The following is a 17805-nucleotide window of genomic DNA, read 5'->3' as shown; positions in this document are numbered from 1 at the left end:
ATCAGTCGTCGCTGTCGCGATCGTTGTCGCGGTCGTCACGACCGCCGCGGCCTTCGCCATCACCCTCGTCGTCGCGACGACGGGTGGACTTGGCGTCATCCTTTTCCTTCGACTTCAGGATGAAGGACGGCTCGATGTCGGCCTCGTCACGACGAACCACCAGATGGCGCAGCACGGCGTCGTTGAAGCGGAAGCCCGACTCCAGCTCGTTCAGCGCGTTCTGGCTGACTTCGATGTTGAGCAGCACGTAATGTGCCTTGGCCAGGTTGACGATCGGATAGGCCAGCTGACGGCGGCCCCAGTCTTCCAGGCGGTGGATCTTGCCGCCGTCGGTCTCGATCAGCGCCTTGTAGCGCTCGAGCATCGCGGGGACCTGCTCGCTCTGGTCCGGATGGACCATGAACACAACTTCGTAATGACGCAGGGTCATTGTGGGTTGACTCCTTGTGGATGCGGCCTTGCGGCCTCGCAGCCTCCCGCCGTTGCGGTGAGGCAAGTGTCCTGCCGGCGCCGGTTGGGGTGCGGACAGAAGCGGAATTGTACGGTGCCGACGGAGGCCCGTGCAAGTCATTGATGAAACAGGGCTGGCGCCGGGTACAGCGCGGGAACCCGCCAGTCAGACGCAGCCCCTGGCCTGTCTCAGCTGACCGTGAAGCTCTCGCCACAGCCGCAGGCGCCGGTGGCGTTCGGGTTGTGGAACACGAAGCTGGCATTCAGGCCCTGCCGCTGGAAGTCGATCACGGTGCCGTCGACCAGCGCCAGACTCTTGTCGTCGACGATCAGCGGCAGGCCGTCGACCTCGACCACGCGATCCCCCTCGCCCATCGACTCGGCCAGGTCCACCACGTAGGCGAAGCCGGAGCAGCCGGTGCGCTTGACGCCGAAGCGCACACCGGCAGCGGTCGGCGTAGCCGCCAGGAAGTGGCGCATGCGCTCGTTGGCGGCGGAAGTGATGGTGATGCTCATGGTGGCAGATCGAACCTCGGAGATGACCCGGAAAGTCGCAGCACGGGCGGCAGCTACATTATCATGGCGGTTTGCTCCCAGGCGCCGCCGTGGAGGGAGCACTCACCCATTACACGTCCAGATGCGGCGTGGCAGCAGGAGTTTCAACCGATGGCCGTGGTCAGTGTGAAGCAGGCTCTTTCCGGCAAGCTCGAAGCCGGCAGCACGGTGACCGTGCGTGGCTGGGTGCGCACGCGCCGCGATTCCAAGGCCGGCCTGTCCTTCGTCAACGTCACCGACGGCTCCTGCTTCGATCCGATCCAGGCGGTGGTCCCGGCGACCCTGGGCAACTACGAAAGCGAGGTGAAGCACCTCACTGCCGGCGCCGGCGTGATCGTCAGCGGCACCCTGGTTGCTTCGCAGGGCAAGGGCCAGAGCTTCGAGGTGCAGGCGGACGAGGTGATCGTCACCGGCCTGGTCGACGACCCGGAAACCTACCCGATCCAGCCCAAGCAGCATTCGATGGAGTTCCTGCGCGAGGTTGCCCACCTGCGTCCGCGCACCAACCTGTTCGGCGCGGTGACCCGGGTGCGGCACACGATGATGACGGCGATCCATCGCCATCTCACCGAGCAGGGCTTCTTCTGGATCAACACGCCGATCATCACCACCTCCGACGCCGAAGGCGCCGGCGACATGTTCCGGCTGTCCACCCTGGACTTGGCCAATCTGCCGCGCACGCCCGAGGGCAAGATCGACTTCCGCAAGGATTTCTTCGGCCGCGAGGCGTTCCTCACCGTGTCCGGCCAGCTCAACGTCGAGGCGTACTGCCTGGCGATGAGCAAGGTCTATACCTTCGGTCCCACCTTCCGCGCCGAAAATTCCAACACCGCGCGCCATCTGGCCGAGTTCTGGATGGTCGAGCCGGAGATCGCCTTCGCCGACCTCACCGCCGACGCGGACTGCGCCGAAGCCTTCCTCAAGGCGATCTTCACGGCCGTGCTGGACGAACGCGCCGATGACATGGCGTTCTTCGCCGAACGCGTGCAGCCGGACGCGATCAGCCGGATGGAAGCGTTCATCGCCAAGCCCTTTGAACGCATCGACTACACCGATGCGATCGAGATCCTGAAGAAATCGGGGGAGAAATTCGAATACCCGGTTGCCTGGGGCATCGACCTGCAGACCGAGCACGAGCGCTACCTGGCCGAGAAACATATCGGCCGCCCGGTGGTCGTAATGAACTACCCCGAGGCGATCAAGGCTTTCTACATGCGCCTGAACGACGACGAGAAAACCGTGGCGGCGATGGACGTGCTGGCGCCGGGCATCGGCGAGATCATCGGCGGCAGCCAGCGCGAGGAGCGACTCGACTACCTCGATCGTCGCATGGTGCAGTTCGGCCTGGACCCGGCCAGCTACGGCTGGTATCGCGACCTGCGCCGCTATGGCACGGTGCCGCATGCCGGCTTCGGCCTCGGTTTCGAGCGCCTGCTGGTCTACATCTGCGGCCTGGCCAACATCCGCGATGCCATCCCCTACCCCCGCGCCGCCGGCACGGCGGAATTCTGAGCAAACCCTCGCCATGCAGCTTCGACTCCCCGCCCTCATCGCCGCACTGTTTTTCAGCGTCCTGCTGGGCGGCTGCCACACGGCCAAGTCCCTGCTGCCGCCCAACCTGCGCCCGCCGTCGGAGAACACCGGCGACGCGCTGAAGCTGGCGCAGGCGCAACTGATGCAGGCCAGCCCCTGCTGCAGCAGCTTTGCCGATTTCTCCTACCGCAGCATGTTGCCGTGGGAACCGCAGAAGTTCGTGCTGGGCAGCGGCAGCATGGTCGCCAATCTCAACGGCACGCAGAGCTACTTTCTGGCCTTCCGTTTGCCGATCGGCGTGAAGCTGCCCTACCAGGTCGCGTTGAAATCGGAATTGAACGGCCGCTGGCTGCACGCCAGCTATCTGTTCGCGCCCACCGCCGTGCTGCTGGACGAGGCGTTCCAGCCGCTGCGTTCGGAAGACATCGGCCTGTGCGAACACATGGGCTGGAGCGACGAAACCACCGGTGCGTTCGGCAGTCTGAAGATCGACAACGCGAAGGCGCGCTACCTGCTGGTCTACAGCTCGGCCGAGCAGCAATCCGGCAAGACCTATTGGGAGCAGTCGCCCGCCTCGATTTCCACCTCGACCGCCGCCTCGCTGCAGATGAACTCCACCGGCAGCTTCAGCATTCCGCACGGCCCGGACGGCACCCTGTGGGTCGGCCTGATGAACAAGACGTATGAGAAAGCGCTCGACAACGCGGTGTGCAAGAAGGCCGCGAAGGGCGATGGCGTGCTGAACACCTTGCGTACCGCCCTGCCCCTGCCCTGGGCCGGCAGCGACAACGCCAGCCGCCACAGCAGCCCGCCATGATCATCCTCTATCTCGGCCTGCTGGCCTGCGGCGTCGGCCTGTTCGTGCTGTCGTACGTGGCCCCGTTTCGCGTCGCCGCACTCCTGCGCCAGCGCTACCCGCAGCATTGGCACGTCATCACCGACGCCGCCGGCGGCCGCCTCTCGGGCTTTCGCACCTGGGCCAGCATGCAGCAGGTGCTGCGCTCGCCGGCGCTGCCCGCGCTTGGCGATGTGGCGATCAACCGCTGGCGGGCAATCTGGCGATACAGCCAGTGGCTGGGCTGGGCCTGCTGGCTCGGCGCGCTGGCGATGCGCCTGTGGCTGCACTGACTCGCGGAGAATGATCATGCAACTGGATCTGGGTGGACGCCACGCGCTGGTCTGCGGCGCCTCGCAAGGCATTGGTCGCGCGACCGCAATCGAGCTGGCCGAACTGGGCGCCAGCGTCACCCTGCTGGCGCGGTCGGTCGACAAGCTCGAACAGCTCGCCGCGCAATTGCCGCGCAACCATGCGGGGCAGCGGCATCAATGGCGCGGCGTCGACATGCTGGATACGGCGGCCTTGCAGACCGCCGCCACGGAAGTTGCCAGCGCCTCAGCCGTGCACATCCTGATCAACAACAGCGGCGGCCCGCCGGGCGGCCTGGCCAGCAGCGCGACCAACACGGCTTTCGAGACCGCGTTCCGCCAGCACCTGCTGGCCGGGCAGACCTTGCTGCAGGCACTGCTGCCCGGCATGCGCGGGAGCGGCTATGGCCGCATCGTCAACGTGATCTCCACCTCGGTGAAGGAACCGATCGCGGGACTGGGCGTATCCAACACCGTGCGCGCCGCGGTGGCGGGCTGGGCCAAGACCCTGTCCGGCGAACTGGCCGCCGATGGCATCACCGTCAACAACGTACTGCCTGGCTACACCCGCACCGATCGGCTGGACAGCCTGCTGGGCGCCAAAGCCGCGGCCAGTGGTCAGAGCGAAGACGAAGTTGCCCAAGGCCTGATCGCCACCATTCCGGCCCGGCGCTTCGGCGAGGCCAGCGAGGTGGCGGCGGTGATCGCGTTCCTGTGCACCCCGGCCGCCGCCTACGTCAACGGCGTCAGCATCGCCGTGGACGGCGGTCGCACCCGCGCCTTGAGTTGAGCCACCGGGTCGCCCGGGACGTCGCGCATACGCCGGCGTCCGGTGCAATCATCGCCGGCTGGTTCTAGACTGCTGCGGATGTCCATACCGCGCCTAGCCAATCTGATCGACGGACGCCTGCAGGCGTCGCACCGCGATACCTGGCTCGACGTGCACGAACCCGCCACCGGTTCGGTCTTCATGCAATGCCCCGCCTCGGACGCCGGCGACGTCGCTGCCGCAGTGGAAGCGGCCCGCCGCGCGGCGCCCGCATGGGCAAGCACGCCGATCGATCAGCGCGCGCATCACCTGCAGCGGCTGGCCGACCTGATCGCGGCGCGACTGGAAGAATTTGCCGCGCTGGAGTCGCGCGACAGCGGCAAGCCACTGAGCGTGGCGCGCCGACTGGATATTCCCCGTGCCGTCAGCAACCTCCGCCATTTCGCCGCGGCGATCATCGGCTGGGGCAGCGAATCGCACGCGATGGAAACCGGCGCGCCCGGCAGCGGCGCAGTCAACTACACCTTGCGCCAGCCGCTGGGCGTGGTCGGCTGCATCAGTCCGTGGAACCTGCCGCTGTACCTGTTCACCTGGAAGATCGCGCCGGCCCTGGCCGCCGGCAACACGGTGGTGGCCAAGCCCTCGGAAGTCACGCCGTGCACGGCCGCCCTGCTGGGTGAACTGAGCATCGAAGCCGGTTTTCCGGCAGGCGTGCTGAACATCGTGCACGGCAGCGGCCCGGACGTGGGACAGGCGATCGTCGAACATGCCGTGGTCAAGGCCGTCTCCTTCACCGGCAGCACGGCCACCGGGGTGCGGATCGCCGGCGTCGCCGCTGCGCAGTTCAAGAAGCTGTCGCTGGAAATGGGCGGCAAGAACCCCGCGATCGTGTTCGCCGATGCCGAGCTTTCCGACGCGAACCTCGACACCATCGTGCGCTCGGGCTTCGCCAACCAGGGCGAGATCTGCCTGTGCGGCTCGCGGCTGCTGGTGCAGAAATCGATCTACGACGTTTTCCGCCAGCGCTACCTGGCCAGGGTGCGAGCCTTGCGCGTGGGCGATCCGGATGCGGCCGACAGTGACCTCGGCGCGATGGTTTCGCAGGCGCACCACGACAAGGTGCTCGGCTGCATCGAACAGGCTCGCCACGAGGGCGGCCAGATCCTTTGCGGTGGCGGCGCGCTCACCCTGCCCGGGCGCTGCGCCGACGGCTGGTTCATCGCCCCGACGGTGATCGAGGGCCTGCCTTCGGCGGCGCAGACCAACCAGCAGGAAATCTTCGGCCCGGTGGTGTGCCTGCTTCCCTTCGAGGACGAAGCCGAGGCGCTGGCGATCGCCAACGACAGCCGCTACGGCCTGGCCGCCTCGTTGTGGACGCAGGACCTGTCCCGCGCCCATCGCATGGCCGGCCAGCTCGAATTCGGCATCGTCTGGATCAACTGCTGGCTGTTGCGCGACCTGCGCACGCCGTTCGGCGGCGTCAAGCAATCCGGAGTCGGTCGCGAGGGTGGCAGCGAGGCGCTGCATTTCTTCACCGAGCCGAAAAACATCTGCATCGCCTATGGCGCGCCTCCCGTACCTCGCCAGGACGCGTCGGTCCCACCCATGGAGTCCCGATGAATTCACTGAAAGACCTGCTTGCCAACAACCGACGCTGGGCCGATCAGGTCACCGCGCAGGACCCGACCTTTTTCGAACAGTTGTCGCAGCAGCAGGCGCCGCGCTACCTGTGGATCGGCTGCTCGGATTCGCGCGTGCCAGCGACCCAGATCGTCGACCTGCCGCCGGGCGAGATTTTCGTGCACCGCAACGTGGCCAACGTGGTGGTGCACACCGACCTCAACGCGCTCAGCACCATCCAGTTCGCGGTCGATGTCCTGCAGGTGAAACACATCCTGGTGGTGGGCCACTATGGTTGCGGCGGCGTGGGGGCGGTGCTGAAGGAAAGCCGGCTGGGTCTGATCGACAACTGGTTGCGGCACATCACCGACATCGCCATGAAGCACGCCGACAAGCTCGACCCGGCCCAGTCATTCGCGATGCGCCATGCCCACCTGTGCGAACTGAACGCGCTGGAGCAGGCACTCAACGTATGCCACACCACGGTGGTTCGCGAAGCGTGGGAACGCGGCCAGCCGCTGGCCGTGCATGCGTGGATCTACGGCCTGGACAACGGCCATATCCACGACCTGGGCCTCGACGTGCGTGGCCGCGAGCAATTGCCCGACGCCTATCACCAGGCGATCACCGAACTGACGCGGCGCTGGGAAGGCGGCGCATGAGCGACACAGGCATTCGCACCGACGCAGCCCCCGCGCCGGTGGGCGCATATCCGCATGCGCGGCGGGTCGGCAACCTGCTGTTCCTGTCCGGCGTGGGTCCGCGCCAGCCCGGCAGCCATGCGATTCCCGGCAACGTGCTCGATGCTGACGGCCGGGTGATCGACTACGACATCGAGGCGCAATGCCGGCAGGTGTTCGCCAATGTGCGAGCCGTGCTGGAAGCCAGCGGCGCCGCCTGGACGGACCTGGTCGACATCACCGTGTTCCTCACCGACATGCAGCGTGACTTCGCGACCTACAACCGTCTGTATGCGGAATGCTTCGCCGGCGTGGATGCCTGCCGCACCACCGTCGGCATCGTGGCCCTGCCGACGCCGATCGCGATCGAGCTGAAGTGCGTGGCCGCCCTTCCCGCCGAGCCGCGCTGATCCGCGGCAGCGTGTTCGCCCGGCGCAAGCGCTCCGTCAGGCCAGGCAGGTCTGCAGCAACAGCCCGATCAGTTCCTGCACCGACGATGCCCTGGCCTCGTCGTAGGCGAAGCTGTCTTCGTCCATGTAGTTGAGCTGGGCCAGTTCCAGTTGCACCGCCTGCACGCCCGTCTCCGGCGCACCGTAATGGCGGGTGATGTAGCCGCCCTTGAAGCGCCCGTTGACCGCAAAACTGAAGCGTGACTGTGACGCCAGGCAGGACTGCAGGCGTTCCTGCAGGGCTGGCGTGCAGCTCGCACCGCTCGCCGTGCCGAGGTTGAAATCCGGCAAGCGCCCCTCGAACAGCATGGGCACCCGGCTGCGGATGGAATGTCCTTCCCACAGCACCGCCCGACCATGCTCGTTGCACAACCGGTCCAGTTCCTGCGCCAGGGCCTGGTGATAAGGCCGCCAGTATTCGTCGATCCGGCGCCGCACTTCGTCCTGATCCGGCTCCAGCCCGTCACGATAGAGTGCCTCGCCATCGAAGCCGATGGTCGACACCAGCCCGGTCTCGCGCTGCCCCGGGTACAGGGCATGGCCATCGGCAGGACGGTTCAGGTCAACGACGTAACGGGATGCCTGCGGTTTCAGCACGCTGGCGCCCAGCGCCTGCGCCAGCGGCTCGTACAGTCGCGCCACATGCCAATCCGTATCCGGCGATCGCCGCGCGGCAGGATGCATCCGCTCCGCGATATCGGCAGGAATGAAGAAGCCGTCGTGCGGCAGGCTGATCAACAGCGGCACGCGGCCGGGCTGCACAGTGAAAGTCGTCATCCGGGCATTGTATCCAGTCTGCCCTCCAGCTTCAGTCGAAGCTTGCCTGCCACACCGGAGGCAGGCACGCTAGCCGAAGGAGCCTTCCGGGAGCTTGAGCATGCCAGTCAGAGCGCTGTTCCGAACGTTTTCCATCGTGGCCTGCATGATCGCCGCGCCCATTCCTGCGGTACATGCCCAGGATTTCAGTGCGGCAGCCATCGAGATGTTCCACGGATTGAAGCAGCAGCCCAATGACCTGGCCCGCTACGTCTATCTGGTCAAGACGATGCAAACGCTCCCCGCCGCCGACCGGCCCCTTGCGATGCAGATGTTCGCCTCGGTCGAGAACGAACTGGGTCTCTACAACGAGGCACTTCGTGATTTCCCGCTGAAGAGCCACGTTGCGGCAGATACAACCATTCCGACGGAAGCTCAATGGAAAGCGGCGGATGCCGTGGACGTGATTGTCCGACAGGCCGCCGATCACCACATCGTACTGATCAACGAGGCGCACCACGACGCCCATACCAGGCAACTTACGCTGGCTCTGCTGCCACGCCTGCACGCGCTCGGATTCAACTATTTTGCTGCAGAGGCCTTGCTCGACGAGGACGCCAGATTGATGCATCGGGGGTATCCGACCAGAACCAGCGGCAGCGATTATCTGCACGAACCTTCCTATGGCGAGATCGTGCGCACGGCAATCAAGCTTGGCTTCAAGATCGTGTCCTACGATGTGGATAGTCGCGACATGTCTGAACGCGAAACCGGGCAGGCGAAGAACCTGTACGAGAAAGTATTTGCAAAAGACCCTGACGCCCGACTGTTTGTTCACGCAGGCTACGCGCATATCGACAAGGCGAAGGGACGCCTCGGCAACATCATGCCGATGGCCATGCAGTTGCAGCAGATGACCGATTTCGAACCGCTGTCGATCGACCAGACCCAGTTCCGCGAGCAGATCCCGGCAGAACCAGATGCTTACTCGGAACTGGTCAAGAACTTTCCTTCCAGGGAGCCCTTCGTTCTTGTCAACCGAATCACGGGCAAGCCGTGGAGCTCACATCCGAAGCAGTACGACATGAACGTGCTGCTGCCCCCAGCCGCAGGCCAGCGCGCGCTCGAGAGTGGCTACACCCAACCATCAACGATCGTCCACGACATGGTTCGGAATCAATCCATGCTCGCGCATTTCGTCAATACGCAACGACCGGAATGGCTCACCCTGCACGACGAACGCATCCCCTACGAGATCAGCACGACACTGTGCCGGGTCACCACGCCCTGCGTCGTCGACGCGCACTACATCGTTGAAAACGACGAGGCCATCGCTGCCGACCGCTACGCTTTCATGCAAGGTGACACCATAAGCAAGTTGTATCTTCGGCCGGGCCGCTATCGGCTGCGTGCCTGGGATATCCGGGACAAGACATTGTCCGAACGGATCATCAGCATAGGTCAGCAGTAGTTTGTGGGCGGGGATCCTGCTAGCAACCCGAGCCGACAAGTGCACTCTGCCATCCCGCAAAGGCTCTCGACAGATCGATGATCTGTGGGGGCCAGGGCCGCCTCTTCAGACCGCCACTCTCGCTACGCCAGGGTCGATTCGCCCATTTCCAGTGACTTTCAGCGGTCGTTTGGCGTCGAAAAGCACAGGCCCAATCCACTCCTGCATCGCCCAGAGTGCGTCCTCGGACGTCGCCCACAACGTGAACATGCAACCGCGGTATCCGGCCGCATCGATCCAGAACCACGAACAAGGCACGGTCGTGCTCAAGGTCATGGTTCATGCCGATGGCACGGTGGGCAGCATCACCTACGATCCGCAGTACAGCAGCACGGTGTCCGGCGACCTCATCGCGGCGGCAACCCATGCGGCGAGGCAATGGCGTTTCAACCCGAAGATGAAGAATGGCCAGCCGGTCGAAGGCTATGCACGCGTACCCGTGAAATTCATGCTGGACCCTCTCACCGATGGCCCAAACAGGGTTGAAGCTGAGAAACGAAATTCAAAAAGCTGAAAATCCTTTTGATTTGCATGCGAATTATTGAATTGATAACCTCGGCACATCCCTGCCGAGGTTGTCTTGTGAGTACGCAGCCCGCCGCCAGCCATGTCGCCTCGCGCACGCTCTCACGAGCTGCGCATCTTGCCTTGCCGATGTTGGCGATAGCCGCGTTGGCCGCCTGCTCCGGCAATCCACGCCGGCCGCAACCCGCCTACAGGACCTCGCACTCTGCATTGGCCGACCTGCCGCCGCGCGCGCCCTCGGCGGCCAGCGCAGGCGAGGCGAACGACATCCTGTTCCGCGCGATCGGACTCGTCGGCACACCGTATCGCTGGGGCGGCAACACCCCGGCGGGCGGGTTCGACTGCAGTGGTCTGGTCGACTACATCTACCGCACGGCCACCGGCATCAAGCTGCCGCGCACCTCCCACGAGATGGCAGCGGACGGCAGGAAGGTGCGCAAGATGACTCAGCTGGCCAGCGGCGACCTGGTGTTCTTCGACATCGGCGGCGCGATCAGCCATGTCGGCGTGTACGTGGGCAAGGGACGCTTCGTGCATGCACCGAACAGCGGCGGCACGGTGCGGCTGGACGATATCGACGGGCCGTACTGGGGTGATCACTTTGCCTATGGGAGGCGGGTGCTGGATTGAGTGTTGGGAAGAAGGTTTCGGGTAGACCGTGGCGACCCCACTCCAACTCTCCCCCGGGAGGGGAGAGGGCGAACGAAAAACGGCGCCCATGGGCGCCGTTTTACTTTGGCTTTTTGACGCGCCGGTCAGTGCTCCGCACTGCCCGGCGCGTGGGCGTGACCGTGCTGGACTTCTTCTTCGGTGGCGTCGCGCACTTCGCCAACCGTGACGTCGAAATGCAGGGTCTTGCCGGCCATCGGGTGATTCAGGTCCACATCGATCGCGCTCATGCCGACCTTGTGCACGGTCACCGCGCGCTGGCCGCCTTCCTTGAGGCTGAGCACGGTGGTCATGCCCGGCTTGAGGCGGTTTGCCTGCGGAAAATACTTCTTCGACATGCGCTGGATCTGGCCTTCCTGACGCTCGCCGTAGGCATCGGCGGGAGCCACGTCCACCGACAGCGTGTCGCCCGCTTCGCGGCCTTCAAGCGCGGTTTCCAGGCCCGGAATCAGCTGGCCGTGGCCCAGCAGTATCCACAACTGTTCATCGCGGTCATGCGAGCTTTCCACCTTCTCGCCATCCACGGTCAGCGTGTAGTGGATTGCGATGACCTTGTCCTTGCCAGCCTTCATTGCGCGTCTCGTCGATGGGATCAAACCGGGGATTCTAGCAGCCCGTCGGCGGCGGGATGGCCACCGGCCTCAGGACTCGGCGGCAAGCCCCACCCCGCGCGCCTCCGGCCCCAGCCACAGCAGCAGCGCCAGCAGCAGGGCGACCCCGACCATCCACCACGACATGGCGAACGCGAAGTCCCCGCCATGCCGCTGCGCCAGCCAGTTCTGCGCGGTTGCGGTGACCGCCGCCAGCAGGTTGCCCATCTGGTAGGCGAAACCGGGCAAGGTGCCCCGCACCAGAGCCGGCGACAGCTCGTTGAGATGGCTCGGCACCACGCCCCAGGCGCCCTGCACCATCACCTGGATCAGGAAGGCACCCAGTCCGAGCAGGATCAGCGAACCGCCATGCATCCACAGCGGGATCACCGGAATCGCCAGCAGGGCCGCGATCATCATCGCCTTGCGCCGACCGATCCGCTCCGAAAGCGCACCGAAGTAGAGTCCGCCGACCAGGGCACCGAGGTTGAGCAGGGCCACCAGCACGAAGGCCGCGGTCGAACCCGTCGGCAGATGCAGGCTGGATTCCTCGAAGGTGTGATAGAGGTCCTGCGAGCCGTGGCTGAACATGTTGAACGCCATCATCAGCAGCATCAGGTAGATCGCCAGCTTCCAGTGCCCCTTCATGGATTCGAGCAGGCCGGGGCGACGACCGGTGCCCTGGCCCGCCTGCCATACCGTCGATTCCGGCACCTTGCGCCGGATGTACAGCACCAGCAAGGCCGGAATCGCGCCGACCACGAACAGCCCGCGCCAGCCGATGTGATCCACCAGCAGCCAGTTCGCCAGGGCCGCCAGGAAAAACCCGCACGGGTAGCCACTCTGCAGCAGGCCGGACACGGCCCCGCGCGCCTTCGCCGGGATCGACTCCATCGCCAGCGATGCGCCGATGCCCCATTCGCCGCCCATCGCGACCCCGAACAGGAAACGCAGCACCAGCAACATGGTGAGCGAGGTCGCAAACGCGGTGGCCAGCTCGAACAGCGAAAACAGCACCACGTCCAGCATCAGGATCGGGCGTCGTCCGAAGCGATCGGCCAGTCGCCCGAACAGCAAGGCGCCCAGTGGCCGAGCGGAGAGGGTCAGGAACAGCGCATAGATCACCTGCGTCGTGGCCACCTCGAACTCCTTCGCCACCGTGACGATCACGAAGGTCAGCAGGAAGTAGTCGAAGGCATCCAGCGTCCAGCCGAGGAAACTTGCCAGCACGGTATGGCGTTGGGTGGAATCGAGTTCACGCAGGGGTGCAAGCAGTGACATCGTGGCCTCGCCGGGTCAGGAGCGGATCGTGGACTGGCCGCCATCCTATGCCGGTAGACGGCCAAACGGGCGGAATCGGCCCGCATGGCCTGCATCGCGCGGATGTCTTAGGCTGCAGGAACCTCTCCAGACGTGGGACCCGGATGGATCATCGCAGCCGCCAGCGCATCGCAAGCCGTTATGACAACGTCATCCAGCGTGGCTATGTCCGCGGCAAGCTGGCCGGCGACCCGGTCTACGCCGCCACCGCGGCGCTGCTGGAAGAAAGCTCGCTGCCCCTGCTGGACATCGGTTGCGGCATCGGCCTGCTCGGACAGTATCTGAACACCCAGGGCCGGAAGCGGCGCTACTTCGGGCTGGACCACGATCCGCGCAAGATCGCCTCCGGCCGGCTGGCCGCCCGGCGCGGCGGACTGGAAGACCTGATGGAACTGCAACACGCCGACGCGGCCGAGCTGCCGTCGGTGCAGGGCGACGTCACCGTGCTGGACGTGCTGCACTACCTGCCCGCTTCCCGCCAGTCCGACCTGCTGCGTTCGGCCGCGCGCCATCTTGCCCCGGACGGTCGACTGATCATCCGCAACGTGCTGCGCGAACGGAACTGGCGGTTTCACGCCACCCGCATCGAGGAGTTCTTCCTGCATGCATCGGGCTGGATTCCCGGAGGCCCGCAGCACTATCCCAGCGCCAGCGAGCTGCGGGCGCCCCTGGAGGACGTCGGGCTGGACGTGCGCATTGAGCCCTTGCGCGGCCGCACGCCGTTCAACAGCTACCTGATCGTGGCGCGCCGACCGCAGGCCTGATCGGCTGGCCGTTCAGTTTCACGAACGGTCCGCGCGCACGGCGCCGATGTATCGGCTATACTCCGCTCCGCGTTCGGCCCCACGAACGTTGCGACACACCGTCGCCCCTTTCCCTTAGTCTGCAACACGGTATGAACACTCCGGGTTGCTCAGGAGTGTTCCATGTCTTTCGATTCGCTGGGCCTTGCGCCCGCGTTGTTGCGTGCGCTTGCCGATTACGGCTACACCCAGCCCACCCCGATCCAGGCCGCGGCGATCCCGTCCGTGCTGGAAGGTCACGACCTGCTTGCTGCCGCCCAGACCGGCACCGGCAAGACCGCGGCGTTCGCGCTGCCCCTGTTGCAAAAGCTGTCCACCAGCGGCCAGACGATGACCCGGCGCCCGCGTGCGCTGATCCTCACGCCGACCCGCGAACTCGCGGCGCAGATCCACGAGAACATCCGGGACTACAGCAAGTTCATCCAGATCAGCGCCACTACCATCTTCGGCGGCGTCGGCATGGGCCCGCAGATCAACGCGCTGCGTCGCGGCGTAGACATCGTCATCGCCACCCCCGGCCGCCTGATCGACCACATGCAGCAGCGCACGCTGGATCTGTCCGCGGTGGAAACGCTGATCCTCGACGAAGCCGACCGCATGCTGGACATGGGCTTCCTGCCGGCGCTGAAGCGCATCCTGCAGTCGGTGCCGAAGCGCCGCCAGACCCTGTTGTTCTCGGCCACCTTCGCGCCGGCGATCAAGACGCTGGCGATGGAGTTCATGCACAACCCGAAGGAGATCTCGGTCTCCGCGCCGAACACCGTGACCACCCTGGTCAGCCACCAGGTGCATCCGGTCGACGCCTCGCGCAAGCGCGACCTGCTGCTGCACGTGCTGTCGCAGGACAGCCGCCGCCAGACCCTGGTGTTCAGCCGCACCAAGCACGGCGCCGACAAGCTGGTGACCTTCCTCAACGCCTCCGGCCTGCGCAGTGCCGCGATCCACGGCAACAAGAGCCAGAACGCCCGCACCCGTGCGCTCAGCGACTTCAAGAGCGGCCGCGTCACGGTGATGGTCGCCACCGACATCGCCGCCCGCGGCATCGACATCGAGCAGTTGCCGATCGTGATCAACTTCGATCTGCCGTCAGTGGCCGAGGATTACGTGCATCGCATCGGCCGCACCGGGCGCGCCGGCATGGAAGGCCTGGCACTGTCGCTGGTCAGCCATGACGAGTCCGGCCTGCTGTTCGACATCCGCAAGCTGCTCAAGCAGGACATCGCGATCACCGCGGTGACCGGTTACGAGCCCTCCGCACCGCTGCGCCTGGACGCCGGCGCGCCACGTCCCAAGCAGGGTGGCGGTGGTCAGCGTCAGCAGCAGCGCGCGCCGCGTCAGGGCAAGCCCGCCGGTGCAGCGCGACCGAACGGCTACGCGCCCCAGGGCCGCGGTGACCATGCTGCCGGCAACCAGCGCCGCCGTTCGAACTCGCGTCCGGCGGCCAAGGCCTGAACCCGTAGGGGTCCGTTCGCGAGCCGCTACGACAGGCCAAGCGCCGCCGCATGGTGGCGCAGATGGTCGTCGATGAAGCTGCCGATGAACCAGTAGCTGTGATCGTAGCCGGCATGCCGGCGCAACAGCAGCGACTGGTCCGCTTCAGCGCAGGCCTGGTCGAACAGCTCGGGTTTCAGCTGGGTTTCGAGGAAGCCATCGGCTTCGCCCTGATCGACCAGGATGGTTCCGGGAAAGGTCTGTTGTCGCACCAGTTCGCAGGGATCGTATTCTGCCCAGCTGTCGCGATTGTCGCCCAGGTAATGCGGCAGCGCCTTGTGTCCCCAGGGCACCTGGCTGGGCGCCACGATCGGGGCGAAGGCCGACACCGAGCGGTACCGAGACGGATGCCGCAAGGCGATGACCAGCGCACCGAGTCCGCCCATGGAATGCCCGCAAATGCCGCTGCGCGAGGCATCGACCGGGAACCGGGCGGCGATCAGTTCGGGCAGTTCGCGGGCCACGTAGCTGTACATGCGGAAGCGGGACGACCAGGGCGCCTGGGTGGCATCGAGGTAGAAACCTGCGCCTTCGCCGAATTCCCAGTCGCCGGTGGCGCCTTCGAAACCGGTGTTGCGCGGACTGGTATCGGGCATCACCAGCACCAGGCCCAGTTCGGCAGCCAGGCGTTGCGCGCCGGCCTTGATGGTGGCGGTCTCCTCGGTGCAGGTCAGCCCGGCGAGGAAGTACAGCACCGGACACGGCCCATCAGCCGCCTGTGGTGGCTGGTAGACCGCGAAGCGCATCGGTCCGCCGCAGGTTTCGGAGTGATGGCGATAGAAGCCTTGTACACCGCCGTGCAGTCGCTGTTCGGAAATCGTCTCAAACATGTTCATCGTCCTTCAGTCGTCGACCAAGCATAGCCGCAGCTTCCAGGCCCGCAGTCGACTGGCGCCAGCTTCAACAATGCTCCGCACTGGTAGAATGCACGCCTTGTGCGTCGCTTTCCCGACCACTTTCTGTTTTAGAGGTATCCCTCATGTCATCCCCCGTCTCCGACAACGCCCCGGTACCATCCGGCTTTGGCGCGCTTGAGCTGCACCCTGACGTCCTGCGCGCACTGGCCGACGTCGGCTACGAGTCGCCCTCGCCGATCCAGGCCGCGACCATTCCCCCGCTGATGGAGGGGCGCGACGTGCTCGGCCAGGCGCAGACCGGCACCGGCAAGACCGCCGCGTTCGCGCTGCCGATCCTCTCGCGCATCGACCTGAAGCCCGGCAAGCCGCAGGCGCTGGTGCTGGCGCCCACGCGCGAATTGGCCATCCAGGTGGCCGAAGCGTTCCAGAAATACGCCACCCACATGCGCGGGCTGCAGGTGCTGCCGATCTACGGCGGGCAGAGTTACGGCCCGCAGCTGCACTCGCTCAAGCGCGGCGTGCACGTCGTGGTCGGCACGCCCGGCCGCGTCATCGATCATCTGGACAAGGGCACGCTGGACCTGTCGGAGCTGAAGTACCTGGTGCTCGACGAAGCCGACGAGATGCTGCGCATGGGCTTCATCGACGACGTCGAGAAGGTGCTGCAGGCGACGCCGCCGCAGCGCCAGGTCGCGCTGTTCTCGGCGACCATGCCCACGGTGATCCGCAAGATCGCCCAGCGGCACCTGAAGGATCCGGTCGAGGTCACCATCAAGTCCTCCACCACCACCGCGGCGAACATCCACCAGCGCTACTGGTTCGTCAGCGGCATGCACAAGCTCGATGCGCTGACCCGCATCCTCGAAGCCGAGCCGTTCGACGCGATGATCATCTTCGCGCGCACCAAGCAGGCCACCGAGGAGCTGGCCGGCAAGCTGCAGGCGCGCGGCCTGGCCGCCGCCGCGATCAACGGCGACATCGCCCAGCCGCAGCGCGAGCGGGTGATCCAGCAGCTCAAGGACGGCAAGCTCGACATCCTGGTCGCCACCGACGTGGCCGCGCGCGGCCTCGACGTGGAGCGGATCAGCCACGTGTTCAATTACGACATTCCGTACGACACCGAAAGCTACGTGCACCGGATCGGCCGCACCGGCCGCGCCGGCCGCAGCGGCGAGGCGATCCTGTTCGTCAGCCCGCGCGAGCGCGGCATGCTGGGCGCGATCGAGCGTGCCACCCGCCAGCCGATCGAGCAGATGCAGCTGCCGTCGGTCGAGGTGGTCAACGACGTGCGCATCGGCAAGTTCAAGCAGCGCATCACCGACATGCTGGCGCAGGATGATCTCGGCGAATTCCAGAAACTGATCGAGCAGTACGAGCAGGAACACAACGTGCCGGCGATCGAGATCGCCGCCGCGCTGGCGCGCATCGCCCAGGGCGACCAGCCGCTGCTGCTCTCGCCGCCGCCCAAGCGCGAGAAGTACGAACCGGCCTCGCGCGAGCGGGTCGAACGCGCCGCGCCGCGCGAGCGCAGCAGCGAACGCCGTCCGCCCCACGCACGCGAAGCCGGGGCTGCCAGCCACCCGTCGGCGCACGAATCCAGGCCCGCCGAACATCGCCCGCGCGAGCACGGCGCCCATGACCGCGCCCCGCCGCGCGAGTTCGGCCAGCGCCCGGTGCGCGCGCACGCCACCGAGGAAGGCAAGCGCACCTATCGCATCGAGGTGGGTCACGAGCATGGCGTGAAGCCGGGCAACATCGTGGGCGCGATCGCCAACGAGGCCGGTCTGGAAAGCCAGTACATCGGCCGCCTCAGCATCCGCGACCACTACAGCCTGATCGACCTGCCCGACGGCATGCCCAAGGAAGTGTTCGAGCACCTGAAGAAGGTCTGGGTGGTGCAGCAGCAGTTGCGCATCCACGAGTGGGATGGCACCGACACCGGCACCAGCGCGCCGCCGTCCCACAAGCCGGGCGGTCCCAGGAAGCCCGGCGGCTTCAAGCCACGCCCCGCCGGCGGCAAGCCGCCAAAGCGCAAGTAGGCGCTTCGGGTCGCGCCGCTCGATAAGCGGCGGCGCGACCACG

Annotated in this window: 19 protein-coding genes; 13 read left to right on the top strand and 6 right to left on the bottom strand. The window is 65.9% G+C overall.

Features of this window, described 5'->3' with window-relative positions; genetic code table 11:
* Position 1 precedes the first annotated feature (1 nt).
* Together rpsF and UU7_RS01595 are read right to left on the bottom strand one after the other, a co-directional pair.
* Entirely contained in the window at positions 2-430 is a 429-nt protein-coding gene (gene rpsF / locus UU7_RS01600; RefSeq protein WP_007804738.1) for a 30S ribosomal protein S6, read from the bottom strand.
* A 209-nt stretch (positions 431-639) separates the two neighbouring features.
* Positions 640-966, bottom strand: a complete 327-nt coding sequence (locus UU7_RS01595) for a HesB/IscA family protein (RefSeq protein ID WP_007804736.1) — start codon at positions 964-966, stop codon at positions 640-642.
* A 150-nt stretch (positions 967-1116) separates the two neighbouring features.
* On the opposite strand from UU7_RS01595, the gene asnS reads away from it, so the two are divergent.
* The 7 genes from asnS (at position 1117) to UU7_RS01560 (ending at position 7163) form a co-directional block, all read left to right on the top strand.
* The gene (gene asnS / locus UU7_RS01590) at positions 1117-2517 is read left to right on the top strand and encodes an asparagine--tRNA ligase (RefSeq protein ID WP_007804735.1); all 1401 of its coding nucleotides are present in this window, start codon (positions 1117-1119) and stop codon (positions 2515-2517) included.
* A gap of 13 nt (positions 2518-2530) precedes the next feature.
* Positions 2531-3355, top strand: coding sequence for a MalM family protein (locus UU7_RS01585; RefSeq protein ID WP_007804733.1), 825 nt, complete (start codon positions 2531-2533; stop codon positions 3353-3355).
* Positions 3352-3666, top strand: a complete 315-nt coding sequence (locus UU7_RS01580) for a hypothetical protein (RefSeq protein WP_007804731.1) — start codon at positions 3352-3354, stop codon at positions 3664-3666. The genes UU7_RS01585 and UU7_RS01580 overlap by 4 nt, the downstream gene beginning before the upstream one ends.
* A 16-nt stretch (positions 3667-3682) precedes the next feature.
* Positions 3683-4474: an SDR family NAD(P)-dependent oxidoreductase gene (locus UU7_RS01575; RefSeq protein WP_007804729.1), complete on the top strand. Its 792-nt coding sequence runs from the start codon at positions 3683-3685 to the stop codon at positions 4472-4474.
* Positions 4475-4552: 78 nt separating this feature from the next.
* Positions 4553-6073: an aldehyde dehydrogenase gene (locus tag UU7_RS01570; RefSeq protein WP_007804726.1), complete on the top strand. Its 1521-nt coding sequence runs from the start codon at positions 4553-4555 to the stop codon at positions 6071-6073.
* Positions 6070-6735 carry a carbonate dehydratase gene (can, locus tag UU7_RS01565; protein WP_007804724.1) on the top strand — a complete coding sequence of 222 codons (666 nt, stop codon included), beginning with the start codon at positions 6070-6072 and terminating at the stop codon, positions 6733-6735. Before UU7_RS01570 ends, can begins: the two co-directional genes overlap by 4 nt.
* Positions 6732-7163, top strand: coding sequence for a RidA family protein (locus UU7_RS01560; RefSeq protein ID WP_007804722.1), 432 nt, complete (start codon positions 6732-6734; stop codon positions 7161-7163). The genes can and UU7_RS01560 overlap by 4 nt, the downstream gene beginning before the upstream one ends.
* A gap of 36 nt (positions 7164-7199) precedes the next feature.
* Here the strand turns inward: UU7_RS01560 and hutG are convergent, their stop codons facing one another.
* A complete protein-coding gene (hutG, locus tag UU7_RS01555; protein WP_007804721.1) occupies positions 7200-7979 on the bottom strand; it encodes an N-formylglutamate deformylase in 780 nt (259 codons plus the stop codon).
* 100 nt (positions 7980-8079) lie between these two features.
* Here hutG and UU7_RS01550 point away from each other — a divergent pair, with 100 nt between their 5' ends.
* From UU7_RS01550 to UU7_RS01540, 3 genes are all read left to right on the top strand, one after another.
* Positions 8080-9429 (top strand): hypothetical protein, encoded by a 1350-nt coding sequence (locus UU7_RS01550; RefSeq protein ID WP_007804719.1) that lies wholly within the window; start codon positions 8080-8082, stop codon positions 9427-9429.
* A 247-nt stretch (positions 9430-9676) separates the two neighbouring features.
* Positions 9677-9982 carry an energy transducer TonB gene (locus UU7_RS01545; RefSeq protein ID WP_007804717.1) on the top strand — a complete coding sequence of 102 codons (306 nt, stop codon included), beginning with the start codon at positions 9677-9679 and terminating at the stop codon, positions 9980-9982.
* Positions 9983-10122: 140 nt separating this feature from the next.
* On the top strand, positions 10123-10623 hold the full coding sequence (locus tag UU7_RS01540) for a C40 family peptidase (protein WP_040672661.1): 501 nt from the start codon (positions 10123-10125) through the stop codon (positions 10621-10623).
* Between the two features lie 125 nt (positions 10624-10748).
* On the opposite strand, the gene UU7_RS01535 is transcribed toward UU7_RS01540, so the two are convergent.
* A complete protein-coding gene (locus tag UU7_RS01535) occupies positions 10749-11234 on the bottom strand; it encodes an FKBP-type peptidyl-prolyl cis-trans isomerase (RefSeq protein WP_007804713.1) in 486 nt (161 codons plus the stop codon).
* A gap of 69 nt (positions 11235-11303) precedes the next feature.
* Positions 11304-12533, bottom strand: coding sequence for an MFS transporter (locus UU7_RS01530; RefSeq protein ID WP_007804712.1), 1230 nt, complete (start codon positions 12531-12533; stop codon positions 11304-11306).
* 143 nt (positions 12534-12676) lie between these two features.
* On the opposite strand from UU7_RS01530, the gene UU7_RS01525 reads away from it, so the two are divergent.
* Complete coding sequence (locus tag UU7_RS01525) at positions 12677-13336, top strand: class I SAM-dependent methyltransferase (protein ID WP_007804710.1); 660 nt, start codon at positions 12677-12679, stop codon at positions 13334-13336.
* Between the two features lie 162 nt (positions 13337-13498).
* Positions 13499-14827, top strand: coding sequence for a DEAD/DEAH box helicase (locus UU7_RS01520; protein ID WP_007804707.1), 1329 nt, complete (start codon positions 13499-13501; stop codon positions 14825-14827).
* Positions 14828-14853: 26 nt separating this feature from the next.
* On the opposite strand, the gene fghA is transcribed toward UU7_RS01520, so the two are convergent.
* Positions 14854-15702 (bottom strand): S-formylglutathione hydrolase, encoded by an 849-nt coding sequence (gene fghA / locus UU7_RS01515; RefSeq protein WP_007804705.1) that lies wholly within the window; start codon positions 15700-15702, stop codon positions 14854-14856.
* 143 nt (positions 15703-15845) lie between these two features.
* Here fghA and UU7_RS01510 point away from each other — a divergent pair, with 143 nt between their 5' ends.
* Positions 15846-17762, top strand: coding sequence for a DEAD/DEAH box helicase (locus UU7_RS01510; RefSeq protein WP_007804704.1), 1917 nt, complete (start codon positions 15846-15848; stop codon positions 17760-17762).
* Positions 17763-17805: the final 43 nt, after the last annotated feature.

Origin of the sequence: Rhodanobacter spathiphylli B39 (genome assembly GCF_000264295.1) — a bacterium.
Lineage (GTDB): Bacteria > Pseudomonadota > Gammaproteobacteria > Xanthomonadales > Rhodanobacteraceae > Rhodanobacter > Rhodanobacter spathiphylli.
This window is presented reverse-complemented; position numbering and strand designations above follow the sequence as displayed.